The organism is Vibrio sp. JZG10 (assembly GCF_054064075.1).
The window spans coordinates 15,576-35,225 of the sequence record NZ_JBSUGE010000021.1 but is presented as its reverse complement, the minus strand read 5'-3'; the positions used below and the strand labels follow the sequence as shown (position 1 = coordinate 35,225).

The following is a 19,650-nucleotide window of genomic DNA, read 5'->3' as shown; positions in this document are numbered from 1 at the left end:
GGTTAATACCAAACGAGAGAACTTGCCTTGTATTTAGATTGGTGTGGATACAGGGATAAGTCAGCTTTTAAAAAAAGGCGAACACAGAGAAGGAGCCTGTCCCATAAACATCAGTTTGGGATTCTTCATAATCTGGCGTTTTTATCGTAAAGGTTAGGCTTGCACCGTAATTTTGGTTATACCAAGTTGCACCTGCTACGGCGCTTGCTTGCCAATTTTGCAGTGTGACGTCGTATGGCGCTGATGGCTCAGGAATACCAGGGCGATTGCCTTCGATGGTCATGTCATTGAAACGGTAACGACCTTCAAACCCCGTAAATAAGAACCAGCTTGAAGTATCCTGTGCGAGCATACTCGCTGAGAATGGGCTCTCTACACTAATATTGGCGGCTCCGATGCTGCTTGCTAGGTTTGTACCCCAACGAAACATGACGCCTTGAGAGACATCACTACGGAAGTTACCCGCATTGATGTCGTTAATGTTGATGATTTCCCATTGCGTTTTTTGTCCTTCGCTGCGCATCAATTTATTAAATACGCGGTAGCCAAGGCTAAACGCCACTTTATCGTCGATCTGGTAATCCCAACCTTGTGGGTCAGTCGAGCCTGTTATGCCGTGAACGATTTCTTGCGCTTTTTCTGAAAGCGAACTTTCACCTGTTGCACCGATGGTGAAGTTGTAGCGGACGGCTTTGTCATCAGTCAGAGAAAGATAGTTGATCTCAGTATGTAGATAACCCGCATATGGGCGATCATTGACCAGTGGGTAATCCGCTTCAATGTCGCTCGGAGTCCACATTTTGTGGCCAAGAACCAACTCTATTTTATCGATATTGGCGTGTTCTGAGTCAGCCAGACTCAGCCATCTCCATTGGCTTTCTTGTTTCAGTTGGCCTGTTGCGTAGGAAAGAAAAATACCATTTGTGTAGTCTTGGTCGACGCCGAAAATACCATCATTGTCGAGTGTAAAAGAGACCGTAGACTTAGTGGATGCCATCGCAACTGGAGAAAGAAGAGTAAGAACAATTAATTTACTGAGTTTCATATACTTTATTTACTAACTTTTTTCGCATCATACGTAAGAATGTGGGCAAAATCTTTCGTAATATCACAACTTTCATTCAAGAAATAAAAAAAGGCTGATGCTTAGAAGCATCAGCCTTTGTTGTATCACTAAAACGTTATTTCATTAAAGTCTTATAGAGACTCTGTGAATGTACGTGCGATTACGTCAGCTTGTTGCTCTGCAGTTAGAGAGTTAAAGCGAACAGCGTAACCAGATACACGGATTGTTAGCTGAGGGTATTTCTCTGGGTGCTTAACGGCGTCTTCTAGAGTTTCGCGGTTAAGAACGTTCACGTTTAGGTGTTGACCACCTTCGATACCCGCTTCGTGGTGGAAGTAACCATCCATCAGACCAGCAAGGTTAGCGCGTTGTGAACCCTCATCTTTACCTAGTGCATTAGGTACGATAGAGAATGTGTAAGAGATACCATCTTGTGCGTCAGCAAACGGCAGTTTTGCAACTGAAGTTAGTGATGCTACGGCACCTTTCTCATCGCGACCGTGCATTGGGTTAGCACCTGGAGCAAATGGAGCACCAGCACGACGACCGTCAGGTGTGTTACCAGTTTTCTTACCGTAAACCACGTTTGAAGTGATAGTAAGAATTGACTGAGTAGGGATTGCATCACGGTAAGTCTTAAGCTTACGGATTTTGCCCATAAATACAGAAACAAGTTCACATGCGATATCATCAACGCGTGGGTCGTTGTTACCAAATTTAGGGTAATCACCTTCGATTTCGAAGTCGATTGCTAGACCGTCTTCGTCACGGATTGGCTTAACTTTTGCGTATTTGATTGCAGACAGAGAGTCAGCCGCAACAGATAGACCAGCAATACCACAAGCCATAGTACGTTTAACGTCACGGTCATGTAGAGCCATTAGTGCCGCTTCGTAGCTGTACTTGTCGTGCATGAAGTGGATAGCGTTTAGTGCAGTCACGTACTGCTTCGCTAGCCAATCCATGAAGTGGTCCATTTTCTCCCACAACTCATCGTAGTTCAGTACATCGCCTTCGATCTTCGGCATTTGTGGACCAACTTGGATTTTTAGCTTCTCATCCACACCACCGTTGATGGTGTAAAGCATAGTTTTCGCAAGGTTAGCACGAGCACCAAAGAACTGCATTTGCTTACCAACAACCATTGGAGATACACAACATGCGATTGCGTAGTCGTCAGAGTTCATGTCTGGACGCATTAGGTCGTCGTTTTCGTACTGGATTGAAGAAGTATCGATAGACACTTTCGCACAGAACTTCTTGAAGCCTTCAGGTAGTTGCTCAGACCAAAGAACAGTGATGTTTGGCTCTGGAGAAGGACCCATTGTGTATAGTGAGTTTAGGAAACGGAAGTTTGTACGAGTAACTAGCGTACGACCGTCAAGACCCATACCACCCATAGACTCAGTTGCCCAGATAGGGTCGCCAGAGAATAGATCATCGTACTCAGGAGTACGTAGGAAACGAACCATACGTAGTTTCATTACGAAGTGGTCGATCATTTCCTGAGCTTGTTCTTCTGTGATGCGGCCAGCAGCGATATCGCGCTCGATGAAGATGTCTAGGAACGTAGAAGTACGGCCTAGAGACATTGCCGCGCCGTTTTGAGATTTAACAGCAGCTAGGTAACCGAAGTAAGTCCACTGGATAGCTTCTTGTGCAGTTTCAGCTGGACGAGAAATGTCACAACCGTATTTTGCAGCCATTTCTTTGATTTGACCTAGAGCACGGTGTTGCTCTGCGATCTCTTCACGAAGCTGCATTGTCATTTGTAGGTCTTCGCCGTTCTCGAAACGCTCTTGTAGAGAAGAGAACTGTGCGAATTTATCCTTCATTAGGAAATCAATACCGTATAGAGCAACACGACGGTAGTCACCGATGATACGACCACGACCGTATGCATCAGGAAGACCAGTCAATACGCCAGACTTACGACACGCCATGATTTGTGGAGTGTAGATGTCGAAAACGCCTTGGTTGTGAGTTTTACGGTATTCTGTGTAGATTTTCTTAACTTGTGGGTCAAGCTCGCGGTTGTAGGCTTTGCATGAACCTTCAACCATACGGATACCACCGTTAGGGATGATCGCACGTTTTAGAGGAGCGTCAGTTTGAAGACCTACGATAGTTTCTAGGTCTTTTTCGATGTAGCCTGCATCGTGAGCAGTGATGGTAGAGATAACTGAAGTATCAAAATCAACAGGAGCGTGAGTCGCGTTCTCTTGTTTGATGCCTTCCATTACCTTAGCCCAAAGCTTGTTAGTCGCTTCAGTACCTTCAGAAACTAGGAAAGATTCGTCGCCTTCGTACGGAGTGTAGTTCTTCTGAATGAAATCACGAACGTTTACTTCGTTTTGCCAGTCGCCTGCAGCAAAACCTTCCCAAGCTTTAGCAAATTGCTCTGCCATGACATACCTACCTTTTTAGTAGAAAAAAATACGTACTGCTTCGCCGTTGAGCCAGCTATCCCCAAGTTAAAGAGGGGAACAGTACACTCTTATGAATAACAATATTTATAGTCTTAAATTTAAATGTTCGAGTTACAAAACTATAAATATTGTCACTAGTTTTAACGTTTCTCTTTTTAAGCAACAGTTAGAGGTTAAACTAAAATTTTTTTGCAAACCTTAAACTAAATCAATAAATCCTCAAAAATCTCGATAAAAATGGGGTAGCGACTAGCGCTACCCACACATTTTCTGAACTGTCAGCTTTACAGCCAAGCTTGGATGCCATATTGTCCTTCAAGCATACCAACTGCAAGCATAGCAACTAAACAGATAATAAGTACGCTTACTGGGATCACAATCTTGTCTACAAACGACAAGCGAGACGCGCGCTCTTTATCACCAATTAAGCCGTTGTTATCTAAAAGCATAGTTAGTGCCCAAGCTAGAACAGGGTTAACGACTGCTGAACCAAAGATACAGATGCCTGCTGCTTGTGAATCTTTTGAGTCTTTCACCATCTGCATGCCTGCTTCAAGTAGTGGTAGAGAGACACCAACGAGAAGAGCAACGCGCATAACTGGTGGCCATACTGCAACATCCATAGGGAAACCAAGGATTGCAACAATAATACATAGAGAACCTAGTAAGATTGCACCGCCAGGAATAGGGCGCTTCGCGATTGCAGCAGGGATCATGTAAGTCCCCCAAGATGATGTGATGTTACCACCACCGACAGCGGTACCGACCATTTGGCGCACAGAACACATTGTCATTGTGTCATCAACGTCCATCAGTACTTTTTCACTCTTACGTGGGTAGTTCATTTCTTGGAAGATGCGGTGACCCAAGAAGTCAGGAGACCACATTGCTACAGCAAGAATTGCGAATGGTAGAGAAGCAATGAAGTGTTCCATATTAGGAAGACCAAGCATCCAACCTTCTTCTGTTGAACCCCACCAGTAGATTGGGTTTAGGTTTGGAAGACCCGTCTCGGTTACGAATTTAATATCGAAGCCTGCGCCAAGAACAAGTGCGATTGCAAGGCCAGTGAAGGCACAAACAGGGATTGATAGCCAGCGTTTGTTCACTTTAGCAAGGAACGCGTATAGGCCAATAGTAACCGCAAGAACGATTAGACCGATGTAACCCATGCTACCTGCGGCAACTGTGTCGGATTGCAAACCAACAGCCCAAGCTTGAATGGAATTAATTTGGCTCATCGTTCCGGTTAAACCCAAGAAGATGAGAAGGCCACCAGCCGTACCTTCAGAGGTGAGGTTAACCAGTTTTGAACCACCTTTTAACAGGCTCAGAATTAAACCAAACACACCAATGAGAATTGCCAATGCAAGAGGGTGAGCACCAGCAAGCGCGATGGTACCAATAAGAGGGATCATTGGGCCGTGGTTACCTGCTAGGTTGGCTTTAGGGTTAATAAAGCCAGAAGCAAGTACACAGAAAAGAAGTGCAGGGATGAGCATCTCTACACGGGCAACTTCGATGGCGAAATCTTTGCCCAGGTTAACATGGTCCCATGCGGCAGTTAGGCCTTCAGCCCAAGACATCATTACCGCAGAGTACATCGCGATAATACCAATCGTACCGGCAAGTGCTGGAACAAGATCTTCAAGTTCAAAACGGAAGTCACGACCTGGCAAGTTTAAGCCGAAACGACGCGGCTTCATAATTTGTAGTTCGTGGTCTAGGTAGTCTGAACGGCTTGCGAACTCAGATGCTGGACGATGAAGCTCACGGTAGCTCTTGGTCTCGATATCTGAATCAGAGTGCGTTTTGTTAACTGCGTCTGACATAGATTCCTCATATATTTAAAAGTTATGAATTCTTCATTCAATTGTGTTAATCCGCATCCTGCGGCACGCTTATGCTAGCTATTATTAGATTTGTTACACGTCGACATTGTGCCTAAGCATAGCTAATAACTTATTGTGTTGAGGCACAAAAAAATCCTCATCTTTTGGCAGGAGTCTAGCAAGATAGCCATTTAGGGTGATTGATTTAGATCACTTTAAGAATGGTTGTGAAATAAAACTACAGAAAGTTTCTGGCATGCGAATGAGATGGTGAAATCTTGTGTAATTTCATTACACAAGTTGCATAAAATTAGAATTTGTTGCTCTTATCGTTCTGGGATGCAGGGTAAATATCAATATTCATGATGATTATATAAAGCTGGCTTTATTCTTGCTTTCTACAGGGCAAAGACGATTTTTTGGCTAATCATTGCCGCTCAGTTTAGGAAAAAGACATGAAACAGCTTAAAGTACTGCCACTAGTGGCAATCATCTCAGGGTTAATGGTCGGTTGTGGCGGCGGTGGCGGTGGCGGCGGTAGTTCCACACCAAGAACTACATTCACTTTTACTTTTGCAGCTCCAAATGTCATTAGTGAAACAAATGCACAAAAAGACAGCTGTACTATTTACGACCGTAGAGTAGATGGCAATGGCATCGAGCAGGTATTGACCTATCAACCAGCCGTCAGTGCACAGCTAACAGGAGGTAAGGTTGTCGGTTTCTATTCAGACAAGAATGGTGTCCGTCAAGGCGACTTTATCTACCCATCAGGCACTACTTTGAAATTTGTTCTAGAAGACATTCCTGAGGACGGCTATTTTACTTATCAGTTGCTTGATGCTTCTGGAACCGTATTTACGGCAAACAGCTTCAGTCGAGATTTTTTAAAGGACAATAACCTTAGAAACTCAACGTTCTCAATGAATCGAGAGGCGGTGTCTGCTTGTAATAAAAATGGCAACTTCCGTAAGGCTACCCGAACTGACCTTAAATATGAAGCAACGGAGGCTGGTGGCTTAGAGTACAACTTCATATCTCAAATTGCGAAAGAGTCTAAGCCTACCTATTCTATTGATTCTTTAGATGTAAGAGCAATTGGTTCGAAGATGGAGTCGACAGTCGTGCTGCAATATGCAGACGCAGCGAAAACAGAACTGCACCAGTATGGTATTCGCGATTGGTCGAGTGAATCACCATTGCCATTGGTTGGCATGAATGGTTCTTCTCCAATCTTTAACCCAACATCTTTCAAATATGACACTTTAGACATCAGTGTACTTGTTGGTGATTACAACTACGAAGTTGCAGAGCTACCTATGTCAACGACGAAGTTCTACCACCCGCTTGAGCCAAAAACGGAAACTTGGACTTACAGTGTTGCAGCTGAAAAACCTATCAATGGTTGGACGGTAGCGCTGAACCAAAAGATGTATCAGGACGCAAATTGGGATATCTCAATTGATCCAAGCGCTTACTACAACCTAAATGCTCTGCCTGCGTCGCATGTGGTGAGAGGTTCAACTATTGATACTGGTTTTGCTTTCACTGACCAAGATAAAGGCTTTAGCCGCCTTGCATATCGTGCAGAGTCTAACTCTGGAACACTACACCGAGTAACACACAAGATATTTACAACTTTAGAGAGTGATGTCGTTGTTCCGGAGTTGTTCTACTACACATTCGATGACAGTGTGAAACAAGATTTGAAAGTTTCTTCTACAAGTGATTACTCACAATCTATTGTCGTGGAGTCTGCTGAAGCAAACCTAAATAGCTATGACTTTGTTTCTCTTTTCTCTCATGGTGATGTGACCGATCTTAAAGTGGATCACGATGGTCTTGTGATCAGTGAAGTTGATTCTGAGAAGGTCAATACGAATGCTCAGAAATCTGATTTTATGGTATTGGTTAAGTAGCGTCTTAACACTTTTGTAAATTTATTAAGCCCCTTCTAAAGGGGCTTTTTTATATTTAATATTCAGCTTTTGAAGAATAAGTTGCTATATATTGCATATTAATTTGGCTATCGTATCTTTCTATTCGAATTATCTAGGTTAATAATTTGTTGCAAGTTTCAGGGCGTGGTGCTAATTTGTTCCGAATTAGAGAGGGCGGAGTCCCTTAATTGCAGTGACAAAAACACAGGGAGTAGAGCGCATGAATGATGTACCAGCGCTAGATATAAAAGACCTGCACAAAACATTTGGACAGAATGAAGTCCTGAAAGGCATTTCACTTGCCGCGCACAAAGGAGATGTCATCTCCATCATTGGCTCTTCCGGTTCTGGTAAGAGTACCTTTCTTAGATGTATCAACTTGCTAGAAACGCCTACCGCAGGCGAAATTTGGGTGAATGGTGAATTAATCCAAATGAAGAACAACCGAGCAGGGGAATCTGTTCCTGCTAATGAAAAGCAAGTGCAACGTATTCGCTCACGGCTAGCGATGGTGTTCCAAGGTTTCAACTTATGGTCACACCTGACAGTACTAGAAAACGTGATTGAAGCCCCTGTTCATGTTCTAGGCGTACCAAAAGCCCAAGCGATTGAAAACGCAGAAGTCTTGCTTAAGAAAGTAGGCCTATATGAGCGTAAAGACTATTATCCTGGGCACTTATCTGGCGGTCAGCAGCAACGTGCCGCTATTGCCCGTGCGCTAGCAGTTGACCCTGAAGTGATGTTGTTTGACGAGCCAACCTCGGCGCTTGACCCAGAACTTGTTGGGGAAGTATTAGGGGTAATGAGAGATTTGGCAGATGAAGGACGAACCATGCTGGTGGTCACGCACGAAATGGCGTTTGCGCGAGACGTATCAAACCATGTGATGTTCTTGCATCAAGGCTTAGTGGAAGAACAGGGAAATCCAGCTAAGCTATTTACAAACCCGGATTCGGAACGATTACAGCAGTTTATCTCATCCATTTACTAATATTTTTAGGCGGCAGACTATTGCCTCCTAAGCCAGCACAACAAACAAAACGAAATAAAATTGCAATCACAGGAGTATGGAAATGAAAAAGTGGTTATTAGCAGCAACGATCGCTGCAACGGCAGTATCTGGTGTCGCTCAAGCGAAAGAATGGAAAACAGTTCGCTTCGGCATTGAGGGTGCTTACCCTCCGTTTAGCTGGACAGAAACTGATGGTTCTCTGAAAGGCTTCGACGTAGACATGGCCAACGCGCTTTGTGAAGAAATGCAGGTGAAATGTAAGATTGTCGCGCAAGATTGGGATGGCATCATTCCTTCTCTATTAGCGCGTAAGTACGACGCAATCATCGCTGCGATGTCTATTACTGAAGAACGTAAGAAGAAAGTCGATTTCACTGGCAAATACGCACTGATTCCAAACAAATTTATTGCCAAGAAGGGTGCGAATCTGGATTTTGACAACCTAGATGGCAAGAAAATCGCCGTTCAACGTGCAACAACACACGACAAATATCTGACAGATAACTATGGCGATAAAGTAGAAATTGTTCGTTACGGTTCTTTTGATGAGGCTTACCTAGATTTAGCCAATGGTCGTGTTGCCGCTGTATTGGGCGACGCCTCTGCTCTAGAAGAAGGTGTGCTTAATAAAGCGGGCGGCGACGCGTACGAGTTTGTTGGTCCGTCATTGACCGATCCTAAGTGGTTCGGTGAAGGTTTTGGTATTGCCGTGCGTAAACAAGATAAAGATCTAACGAAGAAATTGGACGCGGCGATAATTTCACTACGTGAGAAAGGTGTTTATCAAGAAATTGCTGGTAAATACTTTAACTACGATGTGTACGGTGAATAAACCGTAATTAAGCGACCGTTGGCTTGTTCCTAGAAGTAGTCAACGGTCGATTTTTTGAGTTTAGGGATTAGGAACTCACCTATGCTAGATTTACAAGGATACGAAGCTTCGATTTTAAAAGGGGCTTTAGTAACGATAGAAGTTGCAGTGCTTTCACTCCTTCTTGCGGTGATCTTAGGTATGCTTGGCGCACTAGCTAAGTTAGCGCCTTACAAATGGGCAAGGGCGATTGCCACTCTTTACACCACCGTCATTCGCGGCATTCCAGATTTGGTTCTGATGATGCTGATTTTCTTTGGTGGACAAATACTTTTAAACAATAGCCTGTACTCCATTAACGAAACGCTCAATGAGTGGTTTGCTTCGAGTGATCCAAACCATGAATGGACGTCTTACTTACCCGACTATATTGATGTCAGCCCATTTATTGCAGGTGTACTCACGATTGGTTTTATCTTTGGTGCCTACATGGCGGAGACTTTTCGCGGAGCGATCATGGCGGTGGACAAAGGTGAACTAGAAGCGGCGAAAGCTTATGGTATGAGCTCAGCCTTATCGTTTAGAAGAATCTTACTGCCTCAGATGATTCGTCATGCATTACCTGGATTTGGTAATAACTGGTTAGTGTTACTCAAGACCACAGCGTTAGTTTCCATCATCGGCCTGGATGACATGGTGAGAATGAGCTCGTTGGCGGCAGGTACGACGAAAATGCCGTTTACCTTTTACATGGCTGTCGCGCTCATCTTTCTGTTTTTTACCAGCGTTTCGACCGGGCTACTCAAGCTTGTTGAGCGTAAGTTCAGTATTCATGCGAGGTAAGTTATGGATTTTTCTTTGATTATTGAAAGTTTCCCAACTTATCTTCAGGGCCTTTGGACGACAGTTTGGCTGGTAGGATTAGCGTTGGTTATCGGTTTGTGTGTCTCGATTCCATTAGCCGTGGCACGTAATAGTACCAATTATGCCTTTAGCTTACCTTCTTGGGGATTCATTTACTTTTTCCGTGGAACGCCGTTGTTGGTCCAGTTGTATTTGATTTACTACGGTATGGATCAGTTCTTTCCTGTGAAAGATACCTTGTGGGAAAACGCCTGGTTCTGTGCTTTGGTCGCTTTTATTCTTAATACGTCGGCTTATACTGCAGAAATTATTCGTGGTGCGATTAATGGCTTGCCCAAAGGTGAAGTAGAAGCTGCCAAAGCGTATGGGATGAGTAAGTTTATGACATACAGACGTATTATCTTGCCTAGTGCACTGCGTCGAGCATTACCAGCTTATTCAAACGAAGTGATTTTCATGCTGCACGGTAGTGCGGTCGCGGGTATCGTTACCATTATGGATCTAACTGGCGCTGCGCGCTTAGTTAACTCACGTTACTATGCGCCATTTGAATCTTTCCTTACGGCGGGGCTGTTCTACATGGCACTGACATTTATGATCTTGTGGTGCTTTAAAGTGGCAGAGAAGCGCTTCTTGGCATACCTACGTCCTTTAAGTTAATAATTAATGTCAGCAATGGTATCGGAATGGGTACCATTGCTTTTTGATGATTTTGTTATCTTCATTCCTATTTTTCCTACCGATACAAAAGACTATTTCTTTTTATTCATGTACTTACATTAATATTTGATAAACCCATTGTTTAGTAAGTAAAAATGAAAAAAACAATTCTATCGTTGGGCCTTGCCGCCGTTGCCACTGGATGTGGTGGGGGAGAGGGAGAGTCACAATCTAATGCTCAAGTAAAACCAACGCCAGCTCCAGTTCAACAAGCTCTGGAAACTGGTAATGCACTGCTCGTTTCTGACCCGAACGATTTCATCCGAGAAAGTCGGCAAGTTGTGGAAGGGCACAAGAAACAGTCGAATACGATCAAATCTGCAATTGCGAAAAACCTTTCTGGCCTTTATTGGGATCCAACCCATGATGCAGCGATCTTGGCACCTCAGTATGGGTTCAACGACACCATCTTGATGACCAACAAGGCCATGGCTAGCGGTTATAAAGATCAGGCGTTGTCAATTGGCGTTGCTGGAGAAAAAGCTAATGGTCAACGTTATGCGCTATTAGGTAGTAACCCATTTAGAACGGCACAACGCTTTCCCGAGTCTTCGAATGCAACGATGACTCAATGGCTAAGCAACCTGGTCACTTGGTTGTCAGGCGGAGCTACTTCAAACGTTGTCATCGCGCAAATGGATCAGTCTTATTACTTCCCTGATGAGCAAGCGACTCGGAATTGGCTGAAAGACAATGTTTCACAAGAGTTGGCGTTTAACGAGGCCAACCTATGCGATGGTTCGAAGCTACTTAGCTGCTTGCAAACCAATACTCCAAACTTATTGATCTTGTCACAGCATCTGCAATCTGGCGACACCAACCAACAAGTACTCGATGCTCTGGCATACGCTGAGCAATCCCAAATTCCTGTTCTATACCTACATTGGGATGGAGGACTAACTGAACTTGGCCGAGACATTTTGGAAAAATTCCATGTTGATTATGTGGGAGATAACTATTGGCGTAAGTTAGGCTTGGTTGATTGGGCGCCTTCATCACTCATGAACTTCGTGCCAGACTCTGTTGCTACGCAACAAGCGCTGTTGTCTCGTTTTGAATCTCAAAACTTCAATGTTGACTTGTCACAGTGTGATGACAAATCTTGTCCTGACACTGCGAATATGGAAAGTCAATTTTATGCAGGGGCAAACAGTATTCGCCATCGGTTGCAAAAGCTTGATGAACAAAAAGTAGATTTGTTTAATCAAGACGGCTACCAATACGAAAAACTCATGGTATTGCTGGCTGATCACTATCGTCAAACGGTTGTGTTCCCAATGGACAAACAATCAACCCAAACGACCGAATTCCTAAAGTCGTATTTTGCCGATTACGTACAATACAACAGCCGAAGTGTGAACCCAAAACAACCAAATATGGGGAACTTCAGCCGTAGTGAGTTTAGCCCTGAAGTAAAGAGAATCAGCGCAACGATTAATATGGAATCAAAGCGTAACTTCCGCTCTGCTGGTGTGTATGCGCTTCCTGGGGAGACCTTTACGGTCACGCGCAATGACAGTAATGAAGTGACGACTAAAATTGTCATCAACAGTTTAAGAAGTGGCGCAACTCATGAGTTCAGCAAAGATGGATACACGCGACCAAAAATGCTGACTTCTTTCGCCTATGAGGTGAAGCCGGGTGAAACCATCACGCTGACTTCACCTTATGGCGGGCCTATCCAGGTTCACTTTAACAATAATGATGTACCAGTAGCTCTAACATTTAGCCATGTAGCGCAACACCCTGTATGGAGAAGTGAAAAGGATAACGATGCGTTTATTCAGGAGCTTGAAGCGAATTTGTTCGATTGGGCTGAACTGATCACGCCTGGATTTGAGGTACACTCTAAACGTGACAAAATGCTTGAATCTGTCAACGATGAGATGTGGTCGACACCAGCTGAAATGGCGCTAGCGACAGAAGAGTATGTTCATAACTACCCACATGTCTTGGCTGGTTTCCAAGGGCCGGGGATCGATGAGGTTCCGGAAATTATCCAGTATGCCAAAAATCAAGGTTGGGAAATCGCCAATATTGGTATGGTGAAGCATATGAACGCTGACCAAGCGACGTGTGGTTACGGCTGTTCTGGTAACCCATACGATGCTTACTGGTCATTCAGCCCACTCGGTCACGGTGATTTACATGAGCTTGGTCATGGCTTGGAAAAAGGTCGATTCCGATTTGCAGGCTGGGAAGGGCATTCAACGACCAATTACTACTCGTATTACAGTAAGTCTCGTTTCTTCCAGAATACGGGGAAAGTTTCAACTTGCCAAAGCTTGGATTTCAAAGGCCAGTTTGAATTATTGCAAGCAAGCCGAACTCAAGCGGATCCAAACGCTTACATGGCAGCGCAAAATCAAACTGGTTGGAGTTGGGGAGCTCGCGTTTACATTCAAATGATGATGGCGACGCAGCATGAAGGTGTACTGCAAAATGGTTGGCACTTATTGGCGCGATTGCACCTGATTGAACGTGAGTTTAACCGCTTGAAATCGGATGATGCGCTTTGGAATGAGAGACGATTGAGTATTGGTTTCACCAACTACTCTCGTGAAGAGGCAAATAGCATCTCAAACAACGACTGGTTGCTTATTGCTCTGAGCTACATCTCTCAGCGAGACATGACGAGCTATTTAGATATGTGGGGCTTCTCGTTCACAGAAAAAGCGAAACAGCAGGTTGTGGCGCTGAATCTACCGCCGATGCCTCTCACTTACTTTGCAAGCAGCAATACCGGCTACTGTCTGAACGAATTTGCTCAAACGCCAGTCAGTGTTGATGGTCAAACGGTTTGGCCGCTGAACTAGCTGAGTAGAAAGTAACTTGCATGAAAAAGGGAGACAGAGTCTCCCTTTTTCATGGGGTAAGCTTAGCGTTGAGTCCCGCTTATTGCTCTGTTATGTATTACTTGAACGTCGACCAAATTGGAGCGTGGTCTGAAGGTTTTTCAATACCGCGCAATTCATAATCGATACCCGACTCAATACATTTTTGCGCGAGGGAAGGGGTCGCCAAAATGACATCAATTCGTAGACCTCGGTTATCATCAAACCCGCGAGAGCGATAATCAAACCACGAGAATTGATCGTTCACTTCTGGATATAGCTTGCGGAAGGTGTCCTCAAAGCCCCAATCTAGCAAGGTTTTCAGCCATTCGCGCTCTTCCGGTTGGAATGAACATTTACCTGTTTTTAGCCAACGCTTACGGTTTGGTTCGCCGATACCGATATCTGCATCAATAGGGCTAATGTTGATGTCACCCATAACAATCAATTGCTCGTCGCTATTGTGATGATCGTTTAGGTAGGTCATCAGATCTTTATAAAACTGACGTTTGTATGGGAATTTTGTTTCGTGGCTGATGTTATCCCCTTGAGGGAAGTAGCCGTTTAGCACCGTGATCTTCTCGCCGTTTTCATTTAAAAACGTTGCCATGATCATTCGCTTTTGATGTTCCTCGTTATCCGTCGGGAACCCTTTTTGTACGTGTAGAGGCTCTTGCTTACAAAGCATTGCTACGCCGTAATGTGCTTTTTGACCATGGAAATACACTTTGTAGCCCATGGCTTCGACAGCTTCAATCGGGAATGCTTCATCGTGAACTTTAATTTCCTGAAGACCAATCACATCAGGTTGGTGTTTGTCGATTAGCGCTTGGAGTTGGTGCAGTCGCGCACGTAGTCCATTGATGTTAAAGCTGATTACTTTCATTATTTATCCTTTTGGGGGCGTACTTTTTTATGAATAGTATCATTGTGTAAGAGCACTGAAAATGAGTCTCGTGAAAGGAGTGAAACGCTCTGAGCTACTTTGCTTTTAATTTGTTTTCTAAGTCATTTTGCACGATCTTCAAAGCGTTAAGCGCAACTTCTGGATCTATCTCATTGCTCTCAAGCAAATAGATTAAATCGACAGCCAGTTTGATCTCTTCAGGTGCGTCATCTAAAGGCGAGGTTGGTTGGTCAGCCATTATTGATGTTTTTCCCTATGTGTAATTTGGTTCTCTAGTTTCAGAAGCGCTGTCTCACAACGTGCCAAACGTTGCTCGGTCGCTAGTAACACTTTCTGAGCCTCGGCACGCATAAAACTAGGAGCGGTTTCGACAGCACGTTCTTTTTCTAACACCATTTCGCGCAAGCGTCTTGCCCACTCTTGGTGTTGAGCGAGTTCCTGGTAAAGCACGTTAATAGGCTTGCGGAAATGGCTGCTATGTTTGATCTCATTCTTGCGAATTTTGGTGGTAGAGATCTCGCGTTGAATCGCACCGATTTGCGCTACTAACCGTTCAGTGAGGTACTCAGCACGCAAAGCGGTGAGCTTACCTTCATTTTGCTCACGCACAATCGCATCCAGCGTAGCTTCTGCTTCTTTTACGCAAGGAGTAAGTAAGCGAGAGCGACAACCAAATAAGCGCTCATCAAAAAGCGGAACATGGTGTTCGCCTCTTTGACGGTCAAGAACAGCGGCTTGCTTCGCCATTTGTTCTAGGTTTTCCTGGAGTTGAGAAATGTTCATGACAAACCTACAAACCATGCGTCATAAGCCAATTTTATGGCCAGTATACTGACGACAGTAACAAATACAGGGCGAATGAATTTAGAACCAAACCGAATGGCGGAGTGCGCGCCAACAAAAGCGCCAGCCATTAAACATACCCCCATTGTTAAGCCTAGCACCCAGTTGATATGACCGAGGATTGCAAACGTAATCAAAGAGGTAAAGTTGCTGGTAAAGTTCATTGCTTTTGCTAAGCCAGAGGCGAGCAAGATATTCAGCCGATACAGAGCCATTGAACTGACCGTCCAAAAAGCCCCAGTTCCAGGCCCTGCGAGCCCGTCATAGAACCCTATGGATAATCCTTGCATGTACTGTTTTCTATGAAGTTTTGGGCAAGGCTCGGGAATTGGACTTTGATGAGGAGAGTGTGGTGTTTTATGGAAGACGGTATATAACGCCGCCGCTAAAATAACAAGGGGTAACCCTTTTTCTAGCCAATCCGTGCTAATCGCGTCCACAAGTAGGGTACCTAATGTTGCTCCGACAAGCGTCGCTACAAATGCTCTTCCCCAGCATTGAGGCTTGAATAAACGTTTCTTGTAGTACGTAAATGCCGCAGTAGAAGAGGCAAAGGTAGCCGCAAGTTTATTGGTGCCTAGTGCAATATGGGGCGGCAAGCCCAATGATAGTAGAGCAGGTACGGTTAGCATGCCACCACCACCGGCAACTGCATCAATAAATCCAGCGACAAAAGCGACAAGCGCCAACACCAACAGCATAGTTGGCTCAATCATTTCCATAAATGGTGATTCTTCTAATATTCTATTTTACGTTTAAATGGAGGTAGTGAGTCGATTAAGGCTTGTCCGTATCGCTTAGTGACTAGGCGTCGATCAAGAATCGTTACTCTACCAGAATCTCTCTCTTTACGCAGTAAGCGACCTACGCTCTGGATCAACTTTTTGCTTGCGTCAGGTACAGTTATTTGCATAAACGGGTTCCCACCTTTTTTCTCGATATATTCGGAGTGAGCCTGTTCGACAGGAGAGGTTGGAACACCAAATGGAATTTTTGTAATTACCAAGTTTTCAAGTAATTCGCCAGGTAAATCTAGCCCCTCAGAGAAACTGCCAGTACCAAATAAGATGCTGGTTTTATTTGATTCTATTAGCTTTTTATGTTTTTTTAGAATTTCTTGACGTGAGCTTTCACCTTGAACTTGCAACGCCCAGCCTTTTTTTATGAACTCCGAAGACAGCGCCTTCGCAACTTGGTTCATCTGCCAATAGGATGAGAATAATACTAAGTTGGCTTTCTTGTCTTCCAAGTACTTAGGCAATATCTCAATAAGATATTCAGTAAATTGAGGCGCTGGTGGTTCATATTTCATCGCAGGGATGAGCAATTCTGCCTGGTTTTGGTAATCGAATGGTGACGCAAGCGCTAAAAACTGTGTGCCTGATTCTGGTTTTCCATCAATACCAACCTGATGGCAAAAGTAATGGAAGGAGTTTAATGCACGCATCGTTGCGGAAACTAAAATGGCGCCAATGCACCTGCTCCAAATTTGTTGGTCGAGTTGCCATCCAATTTCAAGCGGAGAAACACTCACAATGAAATCACCCTCGCGATCGGGGTGGGTTTCTAACCAGCGAGCCAAAGGCGCACCTTTTTCACGAGTTGGCTCAGCCATCAAGTGCCAGACTTGCGCTAGGTTTTCTAACCTTTGAATGTAGAAGCCGAGCTCTGCAAGCGCTGGTTCAGCCAATCTTGTCGCAAGCTCCCCATCTTTTACTCTTTCCGCAATAAGGTCGGCAATTTTTGCCACACTTTGATTTGCTTTTTTACTGAACTGCTTTAACTCTTTGGATTGGTTCTCTAGCCATTCTGGTAGTTCACCGTGCTCAAAGCGGTAGATACTCTCTTCAAATTGAGCTGGATCGAACTGTTTAGGCAGTTGAGTCAGTGCTGGTATCAAGTTCTGAACCGCGTCTTGAAGGTCGTTGCGAAATCGAGCTACGCGCTTCTCGTCTGCGAGCGATGAAAACTTGCTAATCGACTGATTTAACTTCTCAAGCCACGCTGCCGCACCTTTTAAGCTCGCAGATGCTGAAGCATGATCGCGGGCGACATGAGGCAAGTGATGTGCCTCGTCAAAGACGTATATCGTGTTTTCTGGCTCAGGTAAGATTACTCCGCCCCCCAAGTCTGCGTCTGCCATGACGAGAGAGTGGTTCGCAATGATGACATCATTCTTATCCAACTCTGAGCGCGCTTTTTGGAATGGGCAGCCGCGATGGCCGGGTAAGCTGTTATTACAACTGTGTTTATCACTAACAATCAGTTGCCATAGCTTATCATCAATGGTTTTAGGCCAAGAATCACGGTCACCGTCCCACTTACCTTGCGCAAGAGAGCGATGCATTGTTTCCAACAGCTCTATATCTCTTTGCTTAGGCTTGGTTTCGAACATGGCTAACTGACCACCATCAGCGCCACAAGCTGAAGCAAGTTTTTCTGCACAACAATATCGTTGACGGCCTTTTGCCAAAATAAAAGAAAACTCTCGGTCGGTAATCCGACGAAAAAGAGGGAGGTCTTTATTTATGAGCTGTTCTTGCAGAGCTACGGTCGCCGTTGAGATAACCACTTTTCTATTATTATGTACAGCCACGGAGATGGCAGCCATTAGATAGGAGAGCGACTTACCAATTCCAGTCCCTGCTTCTGCAACCAGTATTCGGTTAGATTTGTGGTACTGACCGCACAGCGTTTTTGCAATCTCTGCAACAAGGTAGTTTTGTGCTCTTCTAGGTACAAAGTTATCAAGTTGATCTTGCAGGTTTTGATAGCTATTACGAATCGATTTTTGAATGTTACTGGTCAGCATACGGGCCTCAAATGCGTTGGAGGCGAATAGTAGCACACATCACTAGTTGTACAGTAGTTCACAAAACGGAATGCTTTTATGAGGAATGTAGATCTTCTTCACAAAAAAATATTGAACCTTATCTAAATGAAATTAATTTCATTATATGAAAAATATAAAACTCCAAATATGATGTTTGTATGGTTTTTTATTCTATATATTTTGTTTTTTAGTATTTGTTTTGGGTTTAAAATCTCATTGTTAATGGTTTTATAAATTATGAAAAATCAAGAGGATTGATTAGATGTTCGTCGAATAAATAAAGATAAACTTTTCAAGTTGTTGTTTTTAAATGTTATTTTTGTTTTTTTACATTGGTATTTAGAAAATTTGACAGCCAGAATAATCTTTTGCACTCTTAGCTCCAGATTTTGAGAAGGCGCTGTATAACGTTTTGTTAACGCTCTATCTCAAACATATAAAAAAAGGGAACCGGACAAGGATATCCCGAACTAAGAAAAGGCAGTGGATTAATTATGAAAAAAACTCTATTAGCACTAGCTGTAGTTGCGTCTGCAACTTCAGTGAACGCAGCTGAAGTATTCAAATCTGAAGAAGGTTCTGTAGATTTCTACGGTCAGCTACGTCCAACTCTTCTATTCCTAGACAGCACAGACCACACTGCAGAGCTAAACACTAGCTCTTCTCGTATGGGTGTAAATGGTGTTTACGTTGTAAACGACAACCTAAAAGTTCTAGGTGAAGTTGAAATCGGTGTTGCTCTAGGTGACAACTACGGTGCAGGTGCTGATTCAAGCGAGCGTACTGATGACTCAGTATACGTACGCCGTCACATCTTTGGCTTCGACATGGGCGATATGGGTACACTTCGTTTTGGTAAAGAAGGTACTTGGGCTGATGACATCTACGGAGCTGATTACTCATACTTCTTCGGTGGTTCTGCACTTCTTTACGGACACGCGTGGAACAACTCTTCTCAAATTAAATACGCTTACGAAAATGACGCATTCTGGCTAAAAGCTGGTTACGCGCTAGGTGAGAAAGATCAAAACGAAGAAATCCGCGAAGTATTCGTAGGTAAGTCTTTCAATGACCTATCTGTACACGCTGGCGTTCTTTCTTCTGAGAACAAGATTGCTTCTAAAGGTAACAACACTGAGAACCTATCTTTCGAAGTAACTGCTGAATACGCTCTAGATGAGCACACTCTAGGTGCTACGTACTACTACAACGAAAATGAAGACAAAGCAGCTAACGAGACTATCGATTCTCACGGTATCTCTCTAGCAGGCATGTTCGCTGTAGCTCCTAAAACAACACTTTACTCTGGCTACGAGCTAGTAATGTCATCTTCTGACAAATCTGGCAAGAAAGACGGCGACCAATCTAAGTTTTACGCTGGCGTTGAATACAAGTTCTCTAAATGGGCTCGCGTATTCGCAGAAGCGGGTTACAATTTTGATGGTGATAAGCTAGAAGCTGGTAAAACAACTGCAGAAACTGATTCTAAAACTGACTTCGGTGTTGGTGCACGTTTCTACTGGTAATCAATACCCAGTTTGATATTGTAAGACCCAGCT

General features: G+C 44.0%; 15 protein-coding genes. 7 read left to right on the top strand and 8 right to left on the bottom strand.

The window, feature by feature from the left end; genetic code table 11:
• Window positions 1-67: 67 nt before the first annotated feature.
• The 3 genes from ACWYVB_RS19690 to ACWYVB_RS19680 form a co-directional block, all read right to left on the bottom strand.
• Entirely contained in the window at window positions 68-1,045 is a 978-nt protein-coding gene (locus ACWYVB_RS19690) for a lipid A deacylase LpxR family protein (RefSeq protein ID WP_457529858.1), read from the bottom strand.
• A gap of 152 nt (window positions 1,046-1,197) precedes the next feature.
• Entirely contained in the window at window positions 1,198-3,474 is a 2,277-nt protein-coding gene (gene pflB / locus ACWYVB_RS19685) for a formate C-acetyltransferase (protein ID WP_005390666.1), read from the bottom strand.
• A gap of 305 nt (window positions 3,475-3,779) precedes the next feature.
• Window positions 3,780-5,327 carry a DUF3360 family protein gene (locus tag ACWYVB_RS19680; protein WP_457529855.1) on the bottom strand — a complete coding sequence of 516 codons (1,548 nt, stop codon included), beginning with the start codon at window positions 5,325-5,327 and terminating at the stop codon, window positions 3,780-3,782.
• Window positions 5,328-5,782: 455 nt separating this feature from the next.
• Between ACWYVB_RS19680 and ACWYVB_RS19675 the strand changes: the two genes are divergently transcribed.
• The 6 genes from ACWYVB_RS19675 to ACWYVB_RS19650 all read left to right on the top strand — a co-directional run bounded on the left by ACWYVB_RS19675 (window position 5,783) and on the right by ACWYVB_RS19650 (window position 13,490).
• Window positions 5,783-7,246: a 54K polar flagellar sheath protein A gene (locus ACWYVB_RS19675; protein ID WP_457529853.1), complete on the top strand. Its 1,464-nt coding sequence runs from the start codon at window positions 5,783-5,785 to the stop codon at window positions 7,244-7,246.
• 241 nt (window positions 7,247-7,487) lie between these two features.
• A complete protein-coding gene (locus ACWYVB_RS19670) occupies window positions 7,488-8,258 on the top strand; it encodes an ABC transporter ATP-binding protein (protein WP_005378438.1) in 771 nt (256 codons plus the stop codon).
• 82 nt (window positions 8,259-8,340) lie between these two features.
• Complete coding sequence (locus ACWYVB_RS19665; protein WP_012841998.1) at window positions 8,341-9,111, top strand: ABC transporter substrate-binding protein; 771 nt, start codon at window positions 8,341-8,343, stop codon at window positions 9,109-9,111.
• A gap of 81 nt (window positions 9,112-9,192) precedes the next feature.
• On the top strand, window positions 9,193-9,933 hold the full coding sequence (locus ACWYVB_RS19660) for an ABC transporter permease (RefSeq protein ID WP_006742137.1): 741 nt from the start codon (window positions 9,193-9,195) through the stop codon (window positions 9,931-9,933).
• 3 nt (window positions 9,934-9,936) lie between these two features.
• Window positions 9,937-10,614: an ABC transporter permease gene (locus ACWYVB_RS19655; protein WP_005390676.1), complete on the top strand. Its 678-nt coding sequence runs from the start codon at window positions 9,937-9,939 to the stop codon at window positions 10,612-10,614.
• Window positions 10,615-10,769: 155 nt separating this feature from the next.
• Window positions 10,770-13,490 (top strand): ImpA family metalloprotease, encoded by a 2,721-nt coding sequence (locus ACWYVB_RS19650; RefSeq protein ID WP_457529849.1) that lies wholly within the window; start codon window positions 10,770-10,772, stop codon window positions 13,488-13,490.
• A gap of 97 nt (window positions 13,491-13,587) precedes the next feature.
• Here ACWYVB_RS19650 and xthA read toward each other — a convergent pair whose 3' ends face one another.
• The 5 genes from xthA to dinG all read right to left on the bottom strand — a co-directional run bounded on the left by xthA (window position 13,588) and on the right by dinG (window position 18,070).
• A complete protein-coding gene (gene xthA, locus ACWYVB_RS19645; protein WP_203346496.1) occupies window positions 13,588-14,394 on the bottom strand; it encodes an exodeoxyribonuclease III in 807 nt (268 codons plus the stop codon).
• A 94-nt stretch (window positions 14,395-14,488) separates the two neighbouring features.
• Window positions 14,489-14,653 (bottom strand): pleiotropic regulatory protein RsmS, encoded by a 165-nt coding sequence (gene rsmS, locus ACWYVB_RS19640; RefSeq protein ID WP_005378432.1) that lies wholly within the window; start codon window positions 14,651-14,653, stop codon window positions 14,489-14,491.
• A complete protein-coding gene (locus ACWYVB_RS19635) occupies window positions 14,653-15,198 on the bottom strand; it encodes a primosomal replication protein (protein WP_457529846.1) in 546 nt (181 codons plus the stop codon). The genes rsmS and ACWYVB_RS19635 overlap by 1 nt, the downstream gene beginning before the upstream one ends.
• Entirely contained in the window at window positions 15,195-15,980 is a 786-nt protein-coding gene (locus ACWYVB_RS19630; protein ID WP_104974302.1) for a sulfite exporter TauE/SafE family protein, read from the bottom strand. The genes ACWYVB_RS19635 and ACWYVB_RS19630 overlap by 4 nt, the downstream gene beginning before the upstream one ends.
• 14 nt (window positions 15,981-15,994) lie before the next feature.
• Entirely contained in the window at window positions 15,995-18,070 is a 2,076-nt protein-coding gene (gene dinG, locus ACWYVB_RS19625; protein ID WP_457529844.1) for an ATP-dependent DNA helicase DinG, read from the bottom strand.
• Window positions 18,071-18,585: 515 nt separating this feature from the next.
• Here dinG and ACWYVB_RS19620 point away from each other — a divergent pair.
• Window positions 18,586-19,617, top strand: coding sequence for a porin (locus ACWYVB_RS19620; protein ID WP_006742133.1), 1,032 nt, complete (start codon window positions 18,586-18,588; stop codon window positions 19,615-19,617).
• Window positions 19,618-19,650: the final 33 nt, after the last annotated feature.